17 protein-coding genes are annotated in these 18,327 nt (G+C 63.4%); 10 read left to right on the top strand and 7 right to left on the bottom strand.

Going from position 1 to position 18,327, the window contains the following annotated elements; genetic code table 11:
- Window positions 1-103 precede the first annotated feature (103 nt).
- A complete protein-coding gene (locus tag LUA85_RS17580) occupies window positions 104-943 on the bottom strand; it encodes a toprim domain-containing protein (RefSeq protein ID WP_047867040.1) in 840 nt (279 codons plus the stop codon).
- A gap of 857 nt (window positions 944-1,800) precedes the next feature.
- Between LUA85_RS17580 and LUA85_RS17575 the strand changes: the two genes are divergently transcribed.
- On the top strand, window positions 1,801-2,934 hold the full coding sequence (locus LUA85_RS17575) for a replication initiation protein (RefSeq protein ID WP_047867039.1): 1,134 nt from the start codon (window positions 1,801-1,803) through the stop codon (window positions 2,932-2,934).
- A 46-nt stretch (window positions 2,935-2,980) separates the two neighbouring features.
- Here LUA85_RS17575 and LUA85_RS17570 read toward each other — a convergent pair whose 3' ends face one another.
- From LUA85_RS17570 to LUA85_RS17560, 3 genes are all read right to left on the bottom strand, one after another.
- Window positions 2,981-3,376, bottom strand: a complete 396-nt coding sequence (locus LUA85_RS17570) for a hypothetical protein (protein ID WP_231471611.1) — start codon at window positions 3,374-3,376, stop codon at window positions 2,981-2,983.
- A complete protein-coding gene (locus tag LUA85_RS17565; protein WP_047867037.1) occupies window positions 3,369-4,055 on the bottom strand; it encodes a ParA family protein in 687 nt (228 codons plus the stop codon). Before LUA85_RS17565 ends, LUA85_RS17570 begins: the two co-directional genes overlap by 8 nt.
- 396 nt (window positions 4,056-4,451) lie before the next feature.
- Window positions 4,452-5,111, bottom strand: coding sequence for a hypothetical protein (locus LUA85_RS17560; RefSeq protein WP_231471610.1), 660 nt, complete (start codon window positions 5,109-5,111; stop codon window positions 4,452-4,454).
- A 252-nt stretch (window positions 5,112-5,363) separates the two neighbouring features.
- Between LUA85_RS17560 and LUA85_RS17555 the strand changes: the two genes are divergently transcribed.
- Genes LUA85_RS17555 through LUA85_RS17545 form a run of 3 tightly spaced genes read left to right on the top strand, consistent with a single transcriptional unit; the run spans window position 5,364 to window position 8,943 of the window.
- Window positions 5,364-7,031, top strand: a complete 1,668-nt coding sequence (locus LUA85_RS17555) for a Mu transposase C-terminal domain-containing protein (RefSeq protein ID WP_047867036.1) — start codon at window positions 5,364-5,366, stop codon at window positions 7,029-7,031.
- Window positions 7,031-7,852, top strand: coding sequence for a TniB family NTP-binding protein (locus tag LUA85_RS17550; protein ID WP_047867035.1), 822 nt, complete (start codon window positions 7,031-7,033; stop codon window positions 7,850-7,852). The genes LUA85_RS17555 and LUA85_RS17550 overlap by 1 nt, the downstream gene beginning before the upstream one ends.
- A complete protein-coding gene (locus LUA85_RS17545) occupies window positions 7,849-8,943 on the top strand; it encodes a hypothetical protein (protein ID WP_047867034.1) in 1,095 nt (364 codons plus the stop codon). Before LUA85_RS17550 ends, LUA85_RS17545 begins: the two co-directional genes overlap by 4 nt.
- Window positions 8,944-9,012: 69 nt before the next feature.
- Here LUA85_RS17545 and LUA85_RS17540 read toward each other — a convergent pair whose 3' ends face one another.
- Window positions 9,013-9,885, bottom strand: a complete 873-nt coding sequence (locus LUA85_RS17540; RefSeq protein WP_231471609.1) for a hypothetical protein — start codon at window positions 9,883-9,885, stop codon at window positions 9,013-9,015.
- 393 nt (window positions 9,886-10,278) lie between these two features.
- Window positions 10,279-10,953: a hypothetical protein gene (locus tag LUA85_RS17535; RefSeq protein ID WP_231471608.1), complete on the bottom strand. Its 675-nt coding sequence runs from the start codon at window positions 10,951-10,953 to the stop codon at window positions 10,279-10,281.
- Window positions 10,954-10,986: 33 nt separating this feature from the next.
- Here LUA85_RS17535 and LUA85_RS17530 point away from each other — a divergent pair, with 33 nt between their 5' ends.
- From LUA85_RS17530 to LUA85_RS17520, 3 genes are read left to right on the top strand one after another with little or no spacing between them, the layout of a single operon-like run.
- Complete coding sequence (locus LUA85_RS17530; protein WP_231471607.1) at window positions 10,987-11,727, top strand: Mu transposase C-terminal domain-containing protein; 741 nt, start codon at window positions 10,987-10,989, stop codon at window positions 11,725-11,727.
- Window positions 11,715-12,539, top strand: a complete 825-nt coding sequence (locus LUA85_RS17525) for a TniB family NTP-binding protein (RefSeq protein WP_231471606.1) — start codon at window positions 11,715-11,717, stop codon at window positions 12,537-12,539. The genes LUA85_RS17530 and LUA85_RS17525 overlap by 13 nt, the downstream gene beginning before the upstream one ends.
- Window positions 12,539-13,582: a TniQ family protein gene (locus LUA85_RS17520; RefSeq protein ID WP_231471605.1), complete on the top strand. Its 1,044-nt coding sequence runs from the start codon at window positions 12,539-12,541 to the stop codon at window positions 13,580-13,582. Before LUA85_RS17525 ends, LUA85_RS17520 begins: the two co-directional genes overlap by 1 nt.
- On the opposite strand, the gene LUA85_RS17515 is transcribed toward LUA85_RS17520, so the two are convergent.
- On the bottom strand, window positions 13,533-14,501 hold the full coding sequence (locus tag LUA85_RS17515; RefSeq protein WP_231471604.1) for a hypothetical protein: 969 nt from the start codon (window positions 14,499-14,501) through the stop codon (window positions 13,533-13,535). The genes LUA85_RS17520 and LUA85_RS17515 overlap by 50 nt on opposite strands.
- Before the next feature lie 217 nt (window positions 14,502-14,718).
- Here LUA85_RS17515 and LUA85_RS17510 point away from each other — a divergent pair, with 217 nt between their 5' ends.
- From LUA85_RS17510 to LUA85_RS17500, 3 genes are all read left to right on the top strand, one after another.
- Entirely contained in the window at window positions 14,719-15,861 is a 1,143-nt protein-coding gene (locus LUA85_RS17510; RefSeq protein ID WP_231471603.1) for a tyrosine-type recombinase/integrase, read from the top strand.
- Window positions 15,862-15,920: 59 nt separating this feature from the next.
- Complete coding sequence (locus LUA85_RS17505; RefSeq protein ID WP_231471602.1) at window positions 15,921-17,138, top strand: tyrosine-type recombinase/integrase; 1,218 nt, start codon at window positions 15,921-15,923, stop codon at window positions 17,136-17,138.
- A 91-nt stretch (window positions 17,139-17,229) separates the two neighbouring features.
- Window positions 17,230-18,219, top strand: coding sequence for a tyrosine-type recombinase/integrase (locus LUA85_RS17500; protein WP_231471926.1), 990 nt, complete (start codon window positions 17,230-17,232; stop codon window positions 18,217-18,219).
- Window positions 18,220-18,327 lie beyond the last annotated feature (108 nt).

The following is an 18,327-nucleotide window of genomic DNA, read 5'->3' as shown; positions in this document are numbered from 1 at the left end:
GCGCTCCTCCGGACATTGCCTTCCTCTCCCGCGTTGCCTCCGGCAATCAGGAAGTTTCCCAAGGTGCCGCGCCAATGCCAGGCTGCCGTTGGCGAGACCCTGGTCATCGCCGGCTCATCTCGAGAACCTTGGCCCAGTCCTTGACGCCCTTGGGGGGCATGGGGGTGATCGCGAGATCCGGCCTGGCGTAACGCAGGGCTGCCCGCTCTGCCGCGATCGCGCCTTCGGCATCGTTGTCGACGGCCAGGATCAGCGAGGTCAGCGATGACGGAAGCAGGAGCTGGTCGAGCCGGCGGGCTCCAAGGCTCGTCCAGCAAGGTATGTCGTGGAGGATGGTGAAGGCGCGCGCGGTTTCGAAGCCCTCGGCCAGCGCCAGCACAGGAACTGCCTGCCCTCCTCCCTGCCATGCGCCTTGCCCCGGCCGGCCGAGCATCAGCTTCATCCGATATCGGGCTGTCAACGGGTCGAGGAATATCCGCTGGACGGCAGTCAGGCGCCGCCCTTCCCGCACCGCGACCATCAGCGCAGGATGATAGGTCGTCCACGGCTTGGGCCGATAGGGGCAGCGCGGGTGGAAGCGCAGGTCATGGGTTACAGGCCAGAGATGTCGCAGGCGAAGATAGCGCTCGGCGAGCGTGCCATCGAGAGGGAGCGCCTCGTCCCAGAGCCGCTCGGCGTTGCCGGACCGCGCGGTGGGCGTGTCGGTGTAGGCGAAGCGACCACGGCTCGGGACCCGCCGAAGCTCACGCAGAACATCTTCCCGGTCGCAGCCGGCAAAGCAGGTGACGAGAATACCCTGGTTGCCTTGGCGAATGGAGAGGCTGGGCGTGCTGTCGGCGTGGGCGGGACACGGACACATCGCGGTGCGTCCGTGCCAGGTTCCCCCGAGCGAGCCGACTAGATCGATGAGGTCCTGGGTTGGTCTGAGCGCGACAAGGGCCATTGGCAGTTCCTTTCGCGGCCCATGCTCCCCCTTGCCTCTCTGCCGGCTCACCTTATCCTGGGGCGCAGCTAACCGGCTTTGCGGGACGGTCGTTCTGCTCCTCTTGAAGAATCAAATCTTAAAAACGCCCAAGCGGAGCGCGGGAGCTTCATAGATTCATTGATTCTAAGATTCAGGGGCCGTTTACGACGGTAAACCAATAGGTTGAGTGCTCTCCTTGTGAGGAGACGGGGGCTTCAGTGTGAGGGCTCGGGGGCGTCTGTGCGAGCCAGGGGGGGCTGGAGCCTGAGTGATCGGGGGACAATGTGAGTTCTCGGGGGACTCAGGCGAAACGGGCTAAAGAGCTGCCGGGAAATCCCTGAATCCCCGTATGTTTTTGCTTCGGGGAAGATCGCCGACATCGGAGATGCTCTTTTATGTGAGCGATTGGGGGATCGTGGCCGAGGCGTGCGGATCTTTGCGTGAGGTCTCGGGGGCGGCCCGCGAAAATGGGGCGTTCGAAATAAGGAATTTCTCCACCTTTATGTGAGCGATTGGGGGATGCCAAGAAAAGCCAATTAAACCAACATGATATGAAGATCTATATGTGAGTCGGCGGGGGTCACGCGCTGCGCGGCCCTGCTCGCCGCTTCGACGCGGCCACGCGACACGAATCTTTTATGTGAGTTTTCGGGGGAGTGATCGCGACTCGGCTCGGGAACGCGAGTCGCGTGCCGAGGGCTCGGCGGCTTTATGTGAGCGCTTGGGGGCTGGTGATCGCATGGGCCAACGACGTCTCTATGAGCGTCTGGGGGCACGTCTATGTGAGTGAACGGGGGGCGGTTCTCATTATGACAAGCTGATGGTATGCAACTCACATGAAGCTCGATTCGGACACCGTGGAAATCGAGGTTCCGCCTGACCTGGAGGGTCTGAGTCGGACGTTGCGGGTTGCTGACGTGATTCGCCGCCGCGACCTCGACTTTGTAAGTAAACCTGGGGAATTAGTCGAATCCGAGTTCGAGACGGGGTCGTTGAGTGCGGCCGGAAGAAAGGCTTTCGCACTGATGTTGCGGAAAGCGGGACCGGAAGCCGGCGAAGACAGCAAGACTTTCACGATCACCAAGAAGGAACTGCGCGGCTCGCACAAGGGTAACGAGCGCATCCAGCCGGTAATGGACGAACTGCTACGCGTGATCGTCCGTATCCGGACCACCTCGAAGAAGGGTAAGCCTGCGATCATGTCGCAGTCGCTGCTGTCGAGCTGCGTCGAGGAAATCTCCGAAGACGGCATGAGCGTCGTGGAGTTTCAGTTCTCAGAGAGCTTCAAGCGCGTGATCCAGCGTTCGGATTACTATGCGCGGGTGAACCTCGGGGTGATGCTTGCGCTCCAGTCGCGCTATTCGCTCACCTTGTACGATCTTGGCTGCCTGATCATCAATCGGCAGAACCGCGTCGTCAAAATGAACGTCGATGAACTGCGCCGACGCCTGGGTGTGCCCGACGGCAGCTTCAAGAACTTCGCCGAGTTTCGGCGTGACGTGCTCGTCAAATCGAAGGCGGAGATCGACCAGCTCGCCGATTTCATCGTGGAATGGGAAGAAATCCGGGGGTCCGGGCGCGGCCGGCCGGTCGAGGCGGTCAAGCTGACCTTCAGCCCCAAGGACCCTGTTGAGCAGGAAGAGACGGCAAAGGAGCTCGATCGGCCCAAGGTCGGACGCCGTGCCAGGCGCGATGGCAGCGTCGAGGAGGTCGCGGCCATTCCGGCGGCCGCCCCTGTGGCGGCATTGCCGTCGAGCAAGCCCTTCCCCACTGGATCGATGCATTTCTGCGGGGATCAGCGCCTGTTGACGATTGTGGCCGATTTCGGGGGCGGCTGGGACAAGGATCTGATCGCCGGGGCGTTTCGCGAGAAGATGGGCGACCGGCTCAAGACCCTGACGGGCGTGCCGCTCTACAAATCCTGGGAAGGCTTCTGCAAAAGTTTCGTCGGGCTTCGTGGCCGGCCTTAGGGATAGCCTGCCCTCCCCCGTTTCCTCACATAAAGCGAGACCGGGCCTATTCGGGCGCCCTCCCCTCCCCTTCGGCCAGATCGATCAGCGCCATGATCCCGTCCGGGAGGCTGAGGTTGCGGTCGTCGCACCAGCGCACGAGGCGGTCGCGCTCAGGAGGCGACAGGCGCATGCTGATATGGAGCGACCGGGCCGGACCGCGATGGGGCTTGCGCTTGGGTGTGACGCCGAGATCGGCAGTAACCTGCGGAAAATAGTTGGCTGGGAGCGCCGATCCGGCGGGTTCGCGTTGGACTGGCGGCGTGCTGGCAGGTTTGGGCGCGGCTGTAGCGGCAACGAGCCCGCGGAGACGATCGGCGGGCGCTTCTGGCTGCTCCAGGCGCTGCCGTGTCGATCCGATGATGTCGCCCATGCTGCTCACGGCGGCTTTTTCTTCAGGCATCGACTGCCTCCTTGTTCTGAATTTCGCTGAGAATATCGGCGAGGACGCTTTGCGCGATGCGGCGCGCTTTCTCCGTCTTGGCGAGGTTGGCAGCTTCGACCTCAGCGAGGGTCATCCGGTAGTTCGACATGGCGCGAAAGGCGTCGAGGGTGAACATCTGGTCGGTGAAGGTCGGGAGAGCTTTCCTGATTTGACCGTCGATCTCCCACTCGGCTTTGGAGCGGGCCACCTGCCCTGTCTGGGTGATGAGCACGCGGTATGGGACGCCGCGGCACATTTTCTCGAGCATATCGCTGGTTTCGACGGTTCGCTCGAGATCGAGCCGCGATGACCGTGTCGGGATGACGACAAAGTCGGAATCCATAGCGGCATAGGCGGTCTTGAAGTTCGACGTTCCCTCGGAATCGACGACGACGAGCTGGGCCGCCTCGCGCGCTCGTCCGATCGCGGCACCGATATCCGAGTCCCGCAGCTGCGAGGCGTCCTCGACGGCGATGCGCGAGTCCCCTCCCCTGCCCGCTGCGATCCGATCCCGGTGCCAGTTCAACAGGCTGTTTTGACGGTCGGCGTCGAGCATGAACACCGAGCCGCCCAGTGCCTCGAATTCCGATGCGAGGGCAAGCGCAAGCGTCGTCTTGCCTGCTCCACCCTTGCTCTGCGCGATAGTGATGACTGGCACGAAATAGCTCCCTGTGGGTCGCGGGCGCGGCACCCATGTGACGTGGCACAGGCAGCGCGGCACAATTGATCTGCGCTTCTCATAGCGCCTGTGTAAGCGCGGTGCAAGGCGACCGCGCTACTGACCGCGCTGGGAATGGCACACGCGCAACAGCAAGCGCCGTTAGCAGCGAGGACGCAAGCGCCAGTAAACGCACAAGCGCACGCGCTGCGGCTCGCGATGCCGCACGCGCCAGCGCGCTGCGCCGCGCGAACGCTAGGCAGAGCGCAATCGCGGCACCCAGCGCGTTACAACACGCGGCACATAACGCGGCACAGGGAGAAAACGGTGGAAATCGGCCAAACCGCAGCACGCGACTCTCGCGTCGACGGCGTCTTCATCGCGACGATAGCTGGATCAAGAGCGGGACAGAAGGCGATCGATCTCCGCCATCTGCTCATCGAACGAGTCGAAAACCTGCCTGAGGCTTCGATCGGCAGGTGGGGGAGGGGGCTCCAATCGCGGTCGACCGCGCTGGGGAGAGGCATATCCGAATGCCACCGCGAGATCACCGGCCACGAAAACGCGCCAGGAACGACGCCGCGTGACTTCGACCAGCAACCCAGACCCGACACCGCGCTCGAGGAGCTTGCTCGCACCAGTTATAGTGAGGCCGAGAGCCTCGGAGACAAATTGCGGTGAGAGAAGAGGACGGTGAATGGTCAGAGCGGCCAAAGAGGGGAGGGCGCCCGGTCTGTACTCGCTGACGATCGCGCGCTGCGCGTCACGATAGAGTCGTTCGAGTTGATCGAGCCGCTCAGTCCCATCAGCGGCTGCACGTTGCAGCGACCTCACGATCGGCAGCCAGTCCGCGTCGGACAGCCGCGGCTTCAGCCGCATAGCCTTGGCGCCGCCGCAGAGGCAGGGCAGTGGGACGTGGGATAGACCCTGATCACGAAGGGAGAAGGGTAGACCAAGCCAGGGCGTGATCGTGCCGAGTTGCCGTGAATATTGCCGGACACGGTCGATGGCACGAATGAGGGGAGGGTGCTCGGCCGCCCCGGGTGGATCGACCACCGACGTGGGAAGAGCATCGCGCCATTCAAGCGGCTCGTTTGAGAGCAGCGCTTGCCGCCAACCGTCAAATTCAGCGAACTCGTCCAGATGTCAGCCGACAGAATAGGCTGCATTTCCATAATGCCTAGTAATATCAATAGATTATGTCGAATGAGCTGCAAGTAAATCTGTCCAGGGCGATATGCACGTCGCGGCCTTAGACAAAATAAGCTACATTCCGCGGGCAGCAAAAATCGTTGGGGAGCCCGTTCCATGATTGAGCGCAAGCCGTCTCCTGCGCCCCGTCGGCGCCTCAAATCTCTCGAGACGGGCCTGGCGCTCTACCCGCATTTCCGGCGACATATATCGCTTAGCGGCCCGGTGACTGCGGCGCAGGTTCAGGCGATATCCGAGGCAACCGGCCTCAAAGAGCGGCGGATACGGACACTTGCCGCGCGCTTCCGGCTGCATCCCGTTGCCGAAACGCTGGCGCCAAAACCGCGCGGACCCGCTATCGGATCGCACAGGATCGATCCCGAGGTGAGGGTCGCCATCGATACGCTGATTGACGAAATCGCGCTCAAGATGGTCGCGCCATCGCGCGCGGAAGCGGCGCGGCAGATCTGGGGCCTGCTGCACGCGTATAACGGAGATCATCGGTTTCCCGCCGATCTGATCCCGAGCGAGAAGACGATCGAGCGGCTGCTGGCCGAGATTCCGAGCCGTGTTTGGGCGAAAGCGACGATGGGATCGAAGACGCGGAGCGCGCATGAGCCGCACCCCGGCGAATATGCCAGCGAGGGATTTCTCGATCTGGTGCAGATGGATCATACCAAGGGCGATGTGATCCTGGTCGATAGCCTGCGGCGCGAACATCTCGGAAGACCGTGGATCACCTTCCTCATCGACATCTGGACCCGGTCGATTCTGGGCTATTATGTGAGCTTCGGCGACCCTTCGATCTTCCGGTGCGGGCGGGCGGTAGCGAGCGCTGTGTTGCCCAAAGAGCCGGTCCTTTCCCACCTGCGCGTCGACGTCAGCTATCCGATGCACGGCCTCTTCCGGCGCTGGCATGCCGATCAGGCCAAACCGCATCGCTCGGAGGCTTTTAGGCGCGCCTGTATCCGAAACGGGATCGCCCCCGATGTTCGGCGGCCCGGGCCGGCTCACCTTGGCGGACATATCGAGCGGCTGATCGGCACGATGGTTGGAAAGCTGCGGCTCTTGCCCGGTGCGACCGGATCGAATGTGGCGGCGCGCGACGGCTATGATGCCGAGGCGAACGCGGCGATGACGCTTGCAGAATTCGAGCGCTGGCTCTTGTGCCAGATCGCGATCTATCATCACGCGCCGCATAGCGCGCTGGGCGGCCTGTGCCCGGCCCAGATGTGGGCGCGCGAAGCGGCGAAGCACGGCCCGCTGCTGCCCGTGTCGGTCGCTTCCGACGCGCTGTTCCGCCAGTTTCTGCCGTCGAAGTCGCTGACGGTCCATGCCAAGGGCATTCAGATCAAATATCGCCATTACTGGCATCCGGAGCTTGCCGTTCGGATCGGCCAAAAGATCGAAATCAGCTGGGACGAGCGGACGATTCAGCATGTCTACGCCGATCTCGATGGCCGCTATGTCGAATTGCCGGTTATCGGCGACTATCCCGATGTCTGGGAGGCGGACTGGGAAGCCGCCAGGGCAGGCGTGCGGGCGCTGGGGCGGGCCTACCAGGCCGATGGCGGCCGCGCGGCGACGGCGCGGGCGGTGGCCGCCGCAAATCAGGAAATACACCGCGCCCGCGTTCGCACGAAGGAGGCGCGGCGCCAGGCCAAGCGCCGCGAAGGGGAGGGGGCGACCGTGGCCGATCTGCGGCGTCCAAAAACGCCGGCGGCCAAGCCCGTGATCTGGAAACCCGCGGCCGAACTCGGCGAAGACTGGGACCGGATCGGCTGATGGGACCAGCACCATCGCTGCCCTTCTGGATCGCCTTTGACGAAGCGCGCAATGCCGTCGAGACGATCGTCGACGTGGCCCATGACGATCCCGAGGAACGGCCAACGTGCATCGTCCTAGTCGGCGATTCAGGCATGGGCAAGACCTCGATCCTGCGTGAAGTGCAACGGCGGCTGACCGCGGACTTTCCCGAGCCGCCCGATTGGGGTGATGCGCGCTATCAGCCGGTGCTGAGGACGGTCATCCCCTCAAGCCCGACCTCGCTCAAGATCAATCTCGCTCTGCTGTGGCAGCAAGGCTGGCCTGTCACCAGCACGACCCACAAGGTCGCGGACCTCAGGGTCGTCGATCTGCTCGGCAAGCAGGGCACCCGGCTTGTCGCGGTGGACAATGTCCATGTGATTCTGACGGCCAGCGGCAAGGCGCGCCGCGATACGCTCGATACTTTCCGCTATTTGATGAGCGCCGGCAATGTGCCGTTGGTTGTGGCGGGCCTGGACGTGGCCGAGTATATTTTTTCCGAAGATGTCGAACTCGCCTCGCGCTCGATCATCCTGCGCTTGCCGCTGTGGGAGCCGGGGGAGGCGTCACAGCGGCTGATCCGGGCGCTGGCGCGCGGCATGGGCCTTGTCGAGCCTAACCGGCTCGCCGAGCCCGATCTCGCCGAACCGATTTGCACTGCGAGCCATGGCGTGACGGGCAATTTCAAGCGGATCCTGCACTGGTCGGCCAAGGTCGCGAAAAGCGATGGTCGCAGCGTCATTAGGCGCGACGATATCGACAATGCGCTGAAGCGTTTTCCGCCCTACCGGCTCTTATGAAGCCGGAAGCGCCGGAGCGCACGCCGCTCGCGTTCCGGGTGCGCCCCCAGCCTGCGGAGGGCTTCGATTCGTGGCTGGACCGGATCGTGCGCCGCCACGAAACCTCGCGGAGAACCTTGTTCCGCTATCTCGATGTCGATCCCGATCTGGCAAATTATGACCTCGCGAGGGGTAAGCTCGGCCTGCCGGCGCGGCATCATGCAACATTCGACGGGCTCGTTGCCGGGCTGGGCTGGGCGGTGGACGTCGATCGCGATGCGGTGATGGACGGTTTTGCCGCTGGGCCTGCGCATTGGCTATTGCCGCTGACCCTGCGCCGCTATGGCTGCGCTTGCTGCTGGTCCGGGCTGATCGCCGAAGGGCGGCCGCTCTATATCCGCAAGGACTGGATATGGAGCGCGAGCTGGTGGTGTCACGAGCATCAGCTGCCCTTGTCGGTGATGCCGGCATGGGACTGGCCGCGCCGGGAGGGTAGCCTTGCGGCGATGCTGGGACGCCTCGAGGCGGCCGCGCGCGAGATCGTGCGCGCGGCGCGCCCGACGGCGCGGCTGATCGCGTACAATCGGGCCGTGATCGAATTTCTCCGCAAAGGCGACGATGGCGTCACTCCGCAGCGGTACAGGCGCTATGTCGAGACCATCGTCGCGAACCGTTTTCATTTTTCGAGCGAGCGGATCCGGTTGCTGGCCTTGCGGCACAGCAGCGGAGCGCAACCGGCGCGGCGCTTCGAGCGCTTTGTCGCGCTCAGCCGGAGCGAGCTTGCGAAGGAGGGGAGGGGGTTCTTCCGGCGCCCGCAGCCGAGGGTCGAGGGAATCGATATCGAGGCGGCTATCGACAGGCCCAGGCGCGGCCGCCGCTGGGAACCCGATTTGCCGATGCTGTTGCAAACCTATCTGTCCATTGCCCAGCGCGCGGAAGCGCGGGGCGAGCCGCTCGGTCGCCCCGCGGGGCCTGGAGACAATTATGGCTTCTATCGCTCGATGAACAGCGCATCGGCGCAAAAATGGACGAATGATCGCGGGCCGGGCGGCCTCGGTTGGCAAAATCGCCCTCAGAAGCCCGTACAGCGCGATTTGGGGTCGCTGCCGTAAGTCTGGGCTGGCCTACGCCCGTTTTGGCGCTGTAAGGGGCATTTGCGGGGGCAAAATTTTTGCCGGTTTTCAGGCCTGGTCGTCCGACTGATCGTCATAGCGTGCCAGCAAGGCGTCGATCTTGGCGAGGGCGGCATCATAGTCCTCGATCGCCTCGCTGGAAAACTGGCTCGGTTCGTCGGCCAGGGCGGTGGGGGGAACGGACGGTCTGCCGCGCGTGACCGAGTAGAGCTTGACGCCCGAAACGGTTTCGATGGCCAGGTCGCCGGCTTCCGACAAGGCCTCCAGCATTTTCCGGACCCCAAGGCGGGTGACGCCCAGCACTGCCTCGATCTGCGACGACCGCAGCGGACCGAAGCTGGCGAGGAGGCCATAGAGCTGGGGCACGCGCGAATTCGCCCGCTTCGCACGGTAGCGATCGGCCAGCGCCTGGCGCGTGTCGCGGGCTTTCGCGACCAGGCTGTAGAGGTGCTCCAGGACATCGCGCAACGCCTCGGCCTGAACAATGGCGGCGTGCGCCGGGTTGTCGTCGACGTCGGCCGCGCGCACCGTGTCGAGCCGGATCAGACCGTTCAGCGGCAGCGCCGCACCATGGGCGCCGGTGGCTTGGAGATGCGCACCAAAGGCGCATTCGATCGCCCAGCGCGGGGAAGGTGGGCGCGGCCGCTCGATCACGACTTGCCGGTTCGCGAGCGCGATCGTGTCGGTCGTCCGCTCGGCGGGAGCGAAGCGCGGGCTCTGGCCGATGGCGCGGTGGAGGGCGGCGAGAGCGGTGAAGGGGAGGGGGGCCGGCTCGAGCGCCGCGACCAGGGCCGCGGCCTCGTCGATCGCGGCCTTTGCGGTTTCGACGGCGGCAGCGCTGTCGGGATCGCGCAGCGCCAGACAGGCTTTTTCCAGCCCCAGCGCCGCGTCGGCGAGCGGCGTCCAGCGGCTGCGGGTCATCTCCGCGAGCAGGTGTCACGCGACAAAGTTTCCAACATCGGGTGTAAACTATTGAATTAAAGTCATATTCTCGCGATAAAGTGACAGTCAAATATGACGCACAAAAGATTCTGCTTTCAACGGTGGTCAAAACAAACGACAGTCTGCGCGGCCGAAAGAGAGGGAAATTTCCCTATGATCGAACGCAAACCGCCAAGAATGGCAGCGTATTCGGAAGCTGCGCTAACGCGCGGCGCGGACCTCTATCAAACTTTCCGCAAATTGGTTCCGCTGGACGCGCCGCTGGCGGCCGACGTTGTTTCTGTCATTGCCCGGGAAACTGGCTTGGGCGAGCGGCGAATTCGGGAGTTGGCGCGGCGCTATCGCAGCAAGCCCATTGCCGAGAGCCTGGCCTCACGGCCGCGCGGTCCAAAGCCAGGAAGTAGACAAGCGCCGCCAGAGGTCCTCGTGGCGATCGATGGCCTCATTGAAGAAATCGTTCTGACGAAAGTGCCGCTCAGTGTTCGGGAAGCGGCGCAGCAGGTGCGTTATTTGCTGATCGCCGATAATGGCGACTACGGCTTCGATCCCGGGATCGTTCCAAGTTTTCGAACGATCGAGCGGATAATCGGGGAGATAAGCGAGCCGCAGAAGGCTCGTTTCATGGGTTCGAAACGGCGTACCGCCCACGAGGCGCACCCGGGGGAATACCACAGCGATGGTTTGCTCGATGTGGTCCAGATGGATCACACCCCCGCCGACGTCATACTTGTCGACAGCACACACCGTATGGCTCTGGGCCGACCGTGGGTGACCTTGCTCATCGACGTCTGGAGCCGATGCATTCTCGGCTTCTACGTGAGTTTTGGGGCACCTTCGATTTTTCGATGCGGACGGGCAATCGCCAATGCTCTGTTGCCGAAACAGCCGTTGCTCGAGAGTCTCGGTCTCGAAATCGAATATCCAATGCATGGTTTTTTCAGGAAGTTGCATGCCGATCACGCCGGATCTCATCGCGCGGAAGTTTTTAGAAGCGCTTGCAAGACTTATGGCATCGATCCGGACGTCCGCCCACGTGGTCCGGCGCATTATGGCACGCATATCGAGCGTCTGATCGGCACCATGACGCGTAGAATGCGGCTTCTTCCGGGGGCGACCGGAGGTAATGTTACGGCGCGAGACGGCCATGATGCGGAAGCGGACGCGGCGATGACGCTTGAGGAATTCGAGCGGTGGTTGGTCCGGGAGATTTGCCGCTATCATCATACACCTCACGAAGGACTGGGTCGCGTCGCACCTGCGCAAATGTGGTCCACGGGTGTCGAGAGCCACGGGCCGCTGGCGCCGCCAGGTGTCGATATCGAGCAGCTAACCCGCCGATTTCTGCCGTGGGTCGAGCGGACCGTTCAATCGGGCGGCGTGAAGATTGATCATATTCGCTATTGGCACGAAAGTTTGGCGCCGCGCCTGGGTCTCAAGGTCATGATCCATTACGACGACAGGACTATCCAGGAGGTCTATCCTGTCATCGATGGAGTTCTTGTCGCTGCTGCTGCGGTGGGCAATTATCCGAACGTGACCAGGCCTGAATGGGATGTTGCGGTCGCTGCACGGCGCCATTCCGGCGTGGTTTACCAGCATGCTGGGGGTCAGGCTGAAATTGCGCGGCTTGTGCATGCCAACAGGCAGGAAGTTCTCAACGCGAAATCCCGGACGCGGGGCTTGCGAGACGCGCGAAAAAGGCTGGAAAGGGAAGGTGTATCCCACGCCGCTCAGCCGGCAAATCAGGAGGTTTCCAATGTACCCAGTTGGGTATCGGTGGCCGACTTACACGATGAAGGGTGGCTCAAATGGAGGGATTAGGTCAGCCGCACAGTTCCGCTTTCTGGATCGACTTCGACGAAGCGCGTTTTGCCGTGGAAACGCTGGTTGATATCGCACATGACGAGCCTGATGAACGGCCGCCCTGCGTCATTCTCGTGGGTCAATCCGGTATGGGGAAGACATCGATCCTGCGCGAAGCCCAGCGGCGTATCGAATGCGACTTTCCAGAGCCTGAAGGGTGGCGGGATGCCCGGTATGCTCCCGTCCTCAGGACCGTGATCCCAGCTAGTCCGACGTCGCTCAAGATCAACCTGACCTTGTTGTGGAAGCAGGGTTGGCCGATCACCACCAGTATCCACCGGATTGCCGACCTGAAAGTCGTTGAATTGCTCGGCAGACAGCGGACGCGGTTAGTGGCGGTCGACAATGTTCACGCCATTCTCACCGCGGGCGGCAGGGCGAGGCGTGACACCCTCGATGCATTCCGGTTTCTGATGAGCGAAGGCAATGTGTCTATGGTTGTCGCCGGTCTCGAAATCGCCGCAGACATCTTTGCCGAGGACGTCGAGCTGGCCTATCGCTCGATCGTCCTGCGATTGCCGCTCTGGCCGCCTGGAGAGCCATCCCAGCGCCTGATCCTTGCGCTGGCGCGGGGATTGCGCATCATCGAGCCGGAACGCTTCGCTGAGCCCGAGATGGCCGAATTCATCTGGCGCACCAGCCATGGCGTGACAGGGAATTTCAAACGGCTTTTGCATTGGGGCCATAAGATTGCCTCTCGCGACGGTCGTCAGCGTGTTGAATTTGCAGATTTGCGCGCAGCAGCAGCGATGCTCCCGGCTTCAGCTTGATGGCCGCCAAGTGGTCGCCCAATCTTGAGCCTGAGACGCTGGCGTTCCCGATCAAGCCACGCAGAGATGAAGCGTTTGATTCGTGGTTGAGCCGCTTGACCGCCGCCCACCGGGTGAGCCGGGCACAATTGTTCCGCCATCTGGAGATCGCGCCGGGTCTTTCGCGCTTGGACCTGGCGCGAGGGAAGGGCGGTCTCGATCCGGCGCTGCATGCGGCCTGCGATGCGATGGTGGAACGGCTTGCATGGGCGGTCGAAATCGATCCCGAGCAGATCAATGCGACCTTTCTCGCGTGTGAGGCGGAGGCGCTCCTGCCCTCTGCGCACCGCCATTACGTCTGTGCGCTATGCTGTTACGAGGCGCATCTGGCTGGCGGGCCTATAATCGTGCGCCGCGAATGGATTTTTCGGGCGACCTGGCTATGCAGCCTGCACGGGTTGCCGCTCACCGACATGCGGAGCCTTCCATTGGAGGACACGGGGCGGCAATTGCAGGCGTTCTTGGCGCATGCCGTGATGCGATCTCGCAGAATTCAATGGAAAATCAAACCGACTTCTGCCGCGCTTGCGCGAAACAAGACAGTGATCGACTGCCTGATGCGCCCTAGCGATTGGGTGGGGCTTGCGCCGCCATACCAGCGTTATCAGGAGCAGTTCGTAGCCAATCAGTACCATTTTGCGCGCGAACGGATCGGCATGCTGGCGCTGGCGCACAGCCCACGTACGAAAGCCGCGCACCGCTTTGAGCGTATGATCGCAACCAGACTGGCCGAGAGGCCGCTGACTGAAGGTAGAATTGAAACGCCGGTTCGAGGTGCATTGCGTCTGCGGACCTGCAAGCTCCCCAAGCCCAGATCCAAATGGACCTGCGACATCTTTGCGCTGATCGCCACATACGGCACTGTGCGCCAACGCCAGGAGAAAGAAAGGGAGCTGGCGGCGGAATTCGCGCGCTACGAGGGTCTTCCTCTCCCGCCGACGGCAGCCTGGCCGTCTAGAAGCTTGCTTGATGCCGCCAATCTGGCAGTGCCAGGGTTGGCGTAATGGCGCAGACAAAGGTCGTGAACGGGCCTTGAGCGTAGGCCATGCGTGTTGCCTCCAGCTGGCGCAGGAGTTTGGCAGCACCGGCCTTGGTCGCGCCAAGCGCGCGGGCAAGTTGGGCGGGGGTGAGGGTGCCAAGGCCGAACAGCAGCATCCAGGCATGATAGAGGCGCGAGTTCGAACGCTGGCTCGGAAACTCGCGCGCAAAAACATCGGCGCCGCGCGGGAAACGGGCGATATCGCAGGCAGTAGCATAGAGTGCATCGTGCAGACTCTCGCGGGCTTGGGCGCGGCGCTGGCTGGGGTCGCGGTCGGCCCTGAACAGTCGGCGCTGGACAAGGCCGGGGAAGGGGAGGGGGGTCTCGCTCAGCCGAAAGGCATGCCCGCGCGCGCTCGCCGCCAGGTTGATTGCCCAGCACGGGGTTCGGGCGGTTGCCGTCAGGGCATCGGGCTCGTTCCCGCGCGAATAGCGGAAGCGCTCGACGAGGGAAAGCAGCCGCTCGAGTGGATCGCCGGGCAGCTTGGCGTGACCCAGCGCGTCGAGTACGGCACTGAGTTCGGGAAGGCTGGCAGCGACGATGGTTTCGGTCTCTCGGGCTTCGCTGGCCATCGGCAGGATTGCGATCTTGCGCACTGTCCGGATGGCCTCGGCGATCACCTTTTCGGGGGTTGGCAGGGCGTGCTCGAAGAGGGCGAGGAAGGCGTTACGCTCGCCCATGCATTCGGCGCCGATCAGCGAGGCCCCGAGGGTAATCGCCCGGTCCTGGCGGTATTGCTCCCAGGCACGGCTGAGCCAGTGGAGGGCGAGTGCGGCGCGCATTTCTGCGGAATAGCAGGTGTCGGAGGCCAGCAGGCATTTGGCCAGAGCATCGATCTGGCCGATACGGAAGGCGATAGGGCCGGCGTCGATCGTGCTGCTCAATTCAAGGCTTTCGCTCTGGAGGCTGCGAACTGGCTAACGGGACAGGGAATCGTCGTCAACACAGAGTTTACTAAACCTACGCTTTGGTATCCTATCCATAGCATCGTAAATCGGCGGTATTTCCATAATCTAATATTATGGTAAAATCAGCATTGCCCAGAGTGCCGATTTTGGCCCATAAAGTGCCCATGAAATCCACCCAAAACGATCCTTCCGCATGACAACCGATCGTCCGTTCCCGTCATCGGTGGAACTGGTGCTCGGCGGCCACGGGATGCTGATCGATACCCGCGCCGCCAGTCCGCTGGCGCTTGAGGCCGCAGTCGCGGCGATGGCGCCGGCGACCAAGGCGGCCATCACGGCCGATCTCAAATGCTTTCTAGGGTGGTGCAAGGCGCGACGGCCTGTCGCCACGGCTGTTCCCGCCGAACCGGAAACGCTGGTCCACTACTTGCACTGGTTGTCTAAAGGATCGGACACGCGCGCGGGTGCCAAGCCCGCCACCCTTGCCCGCCGGATCGCCTCGATCGCGCGCATTCACCGCATCCTGGGTTTTGGCGACACAGAGCCGCTGCCCACCCAGGCTGGAATGGTGCGCGATACGCTGAAAGCCATCCGCCGCAAAAAGCGTGAACGGCAAAAGCAGGCTGCGCCGCTACGGCTCGGCGAGGCGATGCAGGAGGGTCAGGCACCGCCCGAGGGGGTAACCGTCAACGCACTGCTGGCCTCGTGCGGCAGCGACATCATCGGTCTGCGTGACGCAGCGCTGATCAGTCTCGCCTATGACGCGGGCTTAAGAGTCTCCGAACTGGTCGGCACCACGGTTTCCGATCTGCGCCAAGTCGGCGATGGCAGCGGACGGCTCGACATCGCGCATTCCAAGACTGACCAGTTGGGGGAGGGGGCTCTGGCCTGGCTGTCGGGCGACACCATGGCGCGCCTATCGACCTGGTTGCTCGCAAGCGGCATCGGCGAGGGTCCGGTGTTTCGGCGCATCAATGTTCTGAGCGGTCCGCCAGACGCCTCCGGGCAGCGAATTGTGCGGCACTACATCGGGGCCAGGCCGCTCACGCGTCAGGGGGTGGTTGCGATCCTGCGTCGCCGGGTGCTGGAGGCGGTCGATTGCGGTCTCGTCGAAGTCGAGCCCGGGATGGAAGGTGACACCGTGCGTGGGCTGAGCGCGCACTCGTTCCGGGTCGGGTTAACACAGGACCTGTTCGCAGCGGGCGAGGACGGCGCAGGGATCGCGCTGGCGCTGCGCTGGTCCTCGCCGACCACCGCGCTGCGATATGCCCGCGAGCTTGCCGTAGGCAATAATGCGGCCGCACGGGTGCTGGGCAAGTTGCGAGGGAGCGGCTGAGGCAGAAGCAGGCCAATGTCACTATTGTTGAAGCGCTAAAGGCTCCGCTTGGACCCGGCATGACGTCAATTATGGTGCGTCACACACTGCCGCGAAGGCGTGACGGACGCGCTACCGACCGAGTTCACCAGCTTACCGACCTGCTCGCGGGGCTCGTCGGCAAAGACGCAGCGATCGACCATCTCGCCTTCCGCAAGAGCCTCGAAGCGCGCGCCCCGATGAGCGTCAAGGCGCTAGCCAATGACCTCTCCTGCTATGCTGGCTTCTGCGCCCGCACGGGCGGCATTGCTCTGCCCGCCAGCGAGGCGCGGATCGTTGCCTATCTGGAGGATTGCGAAAGGCGGCAGCTCAAACCGGCGACGGTGGGCCGACGCCTGGCCAGCCTTGCCGTGGTGCACGGGCTGCTCAGTGCGCCAAGCCCCACGCGGGGACCGATCGTGCGGGATGCGCTGCGCGGGTTCCGTCGCCGGGTCGATGTGACGCAGCGCCAGGCGGGGCCGCTGCGGTTTGGTGAGGGGATCGGCCTCGTTCCCGCCAAAGGGTTCACCTTGAGTGCGCTATTGCAGGCCTGTCCGGAGACGCTGCCGGGTCTGCGCGATGCGGCGCTGCTTTCGCTGGCTTACGACACCGGGTTGCGCGTGGCAGAGTTGGTGCGGGTGGCCTGCGATCACATTGCGGTCGAACCCGATGGCTCGGCGGTGCTCACTGTGCCGAATTCCAAAACCGATCAGGAAGGGAAGGGGGCTTACGCTTGGCTCTCGCCCGACACCATGCGGCGACTTGCAGCCTGGCGTGAAGCAAGCGGAATTTCTGAGGGGGCGCTGTTTCGGCGTATCGGTGTGGTTCGCACCAAAGCGCGTGCCGCTGCGCCAACCGAAGCACTCCCGGCCCCGCCGGGGTTCCAGTGGCGGCTGCCTGCCGGCGCGACAGTGTCTCCGGACACGAAACCCGTGCTGGCAACAACAACCTATGTCATCGGCGAGGAACCGCTGACGCCGGCAGCGGTGCGATTGATCATCAAGAGGGTCGCACAGCGGGCAGCAGACGAGTACCTCGTCAATCTCGTCGGCAAGGACCTCGACACGGCGATCGCGGCGCTCAGTACGCATTCGCTCAGGGTCGGGTTGACCCAGGATTTGTTCGCCACCGGCGAAGACGCCGGACCGATCGCGCAGGCGCTGCGGTGGACGTCGACGTCCACCGCGCTGCGATATGGCCGCAAGCTGGCTCCGGCATCCAACGCAACCGCGCGAATGCTGCGCGAGGTGAGGAGATAATGGCCTCAAGCAGCCAATCCGTTGCCATCAATTATGGCAGAGCGGGCCTGAACTTGGCGTCAGGAATGATCGAAACTTTGGCAGCCGACAACTGCCGGCCACGCCCGAGATCGTCGCCGACTATCTCGACGCGCGGGCAGGGCAGGGGGCCAAGCCCGCCTCGCTTGGCCGCTACAAGGCGTCGATCGCCAAGATCCATCAGCTGCTTGATCTCAAGGATCCCACCCAGGCTGATCTCGTGAAGCTGCGGCTACGCGCGATCCGGCGCGAGAAGGGCACCGCGCAGGCTCAGGCGCGTCCCTTGCGCTTCAAGGGGCCAGTGCGAGACGTGGAGCGCGACAGTCCTCGCGGACTGAATGTGCGAGCTTTGCTGGAGGCGTGCGCGGGCGATCTGCCAGGCCTGCGGGACCGAGCCCTGTTGTCGGTGGCCTATGACACGGGGCTCCGTGCATCGGAGCTCGTCGCAATCAGCATCAATGACATTCTCGAGGCGCTTGATCCCGAAGCGCGCCTCCTCGCCATCGCGCGAAGCAAAGGCGATCAGGAGGGCGAGGGAGCCACAGCCTATTTGTCGCCCCGCTCTGTGCGGGCTGTCGCGGCGTGGAGAGAGGCCGCTGGGATCGACGCGGGGCCGTTGTTCCGGCGGGTGCAGGTACGGCGCTACAAAGCGCGGGCGGCTGTGAAGGGTCGTTCGATCGACAGCATATCGGGCCGTGAGACTTGGGATCTGCGCAAGACGCTGTCCAAGCCCGCTGTGAAGGCGCGGGTCGAGTATGACATCGGCGCCGCGGCGCTCCATCCGGGATCGATCGGCCCGATCTGGCGGGCAATCATTCAGCGTGCGTTCGATCGCGGCGCATTGGGCGACCTTACCGCTGACGATCTGGCCCGACTGCTGAAGGGAATAAGCGCTCATTCGACGCGGGTGGGTCTTAATCAGGACCTGTTCGTCGCGGGCGAAGATTTGGCCGGGATCATGGACGCGCTGCGCTGGAAAAGTCCCCGCATGCCGCTCGCCTATAATCGTAATTTAGCGGCCGAAGCAGGAGCGGTTGGTCGCCTGTCTCGCAAGCTGGAATGACTGAGTTTGGGACATTCCTGCCGTTCCGACTGCGCGCGATGAACGGCCGCTCTTAGCAAGAGCAGCCGTCCATTATTCCATGTTCACTCTCGTACCTATAAACGGGAC

It is taken from the genome of Novosphingobium sp. CECT 9465, assembly GCF_920987055.1.
Lineage (GTDB): Bacteria > Pseudomonadota > Alphaproteobacteria > Sphingomonadales > Sphingomonadaceae > Novosphingobium.
This window is presented reverse-complemented; position numbering and strand designations above follow the sequence as displayed.

Coding starts and splice junctions, on each gene's coding strand:
- LUA85_RS17580 (WP_047867040.1), bottom strand. CDS start 943: ATGGCCCTTGTCGCGCTCAGACCAACCCAGGACCTCATCGATCTAGTC.
- LUA85_RS17575 (WP_047867039.1), top strand. CDS start 1,801: ATGAAGCTCGATTCGGACACCGTGGAAATCGAGGTTCCGCCTGACCTG.
- LUA85_RS17570 (WP_231471611.1), bottom strand. CDS start 3,376: ATGCCTGAAGAAAAAGCCGCCGTGAGCAGCATGGGCGACATCATCGGA.
- LUA85_RS17555 (WP_047867036.1), top strand. CDS start 5,364: ATGATTGAGCGCAAGCCGTCTCCTGCGCCCCGTCGGCGCCTCAAATCT.
- LUA85_RS17550 (WP_047867035.1), top strand. CDS start 7,031: ATGGGACCAGCACCATCGCTGCCCTTCTGGATCGCCTTTGACGAAGCG.
- LUA85_RS17545 (WP_047867034.1), top strand. CDS start 7,849: ATGAAGCCGGAAGCGCCGGAGCGCACGCCGCTCGCGTTCCGGGTGCGC.
- LUA85_RS17540 (WP_231471609.1), bottom strand. CDS start 9,885: ATGACCCGCAGCCGCTGGACGCCGCTCGCCGACGCGGCGCTGGGGCTG.
- LUA85_RS17535 (WP_231471608.1), bottom strand. CDS start 10,953: ATGCGCCGGACCACGTGGGCGGACGTCCGGATCGATGCCATAAGTCTT.
- LUA85_RS17530 (WP_231471607.1), top strand. CDS start 10,987: ATGACGCGTAGAATGCGGCTTCTTCCGGGGGCGACCGGAGGTAATGTT.
- LUA85_RS17525 (WP_231471606.1), top strand. CDS start 11,715: ATGGAGGGATTAGGTCAGCCGCACAGTTCCGCTTTCTGGATCGACTTC.
- LUA85_RS17520 (WP_231471605.1), top strand. CDS start 12,539: ATGGCCGCCAAGTGGTCGCCCAATCTTGAGCCTGAGACGCTGGCGTTC.
- LUA85_RS17510 (WP_231471603.1), top strand. CDS start 14,719: ATGACAACCGATCGTCCGTTCCCGTCATCGGTGGAACTGGTGCTCGGC.
- LUA85_RS17505 (WP_231471602.1), top strand. CDS start 15,921: ATGACGTCAATTATGGTGCGTCACACACTGCCGCGAAGGCGTGACGGA.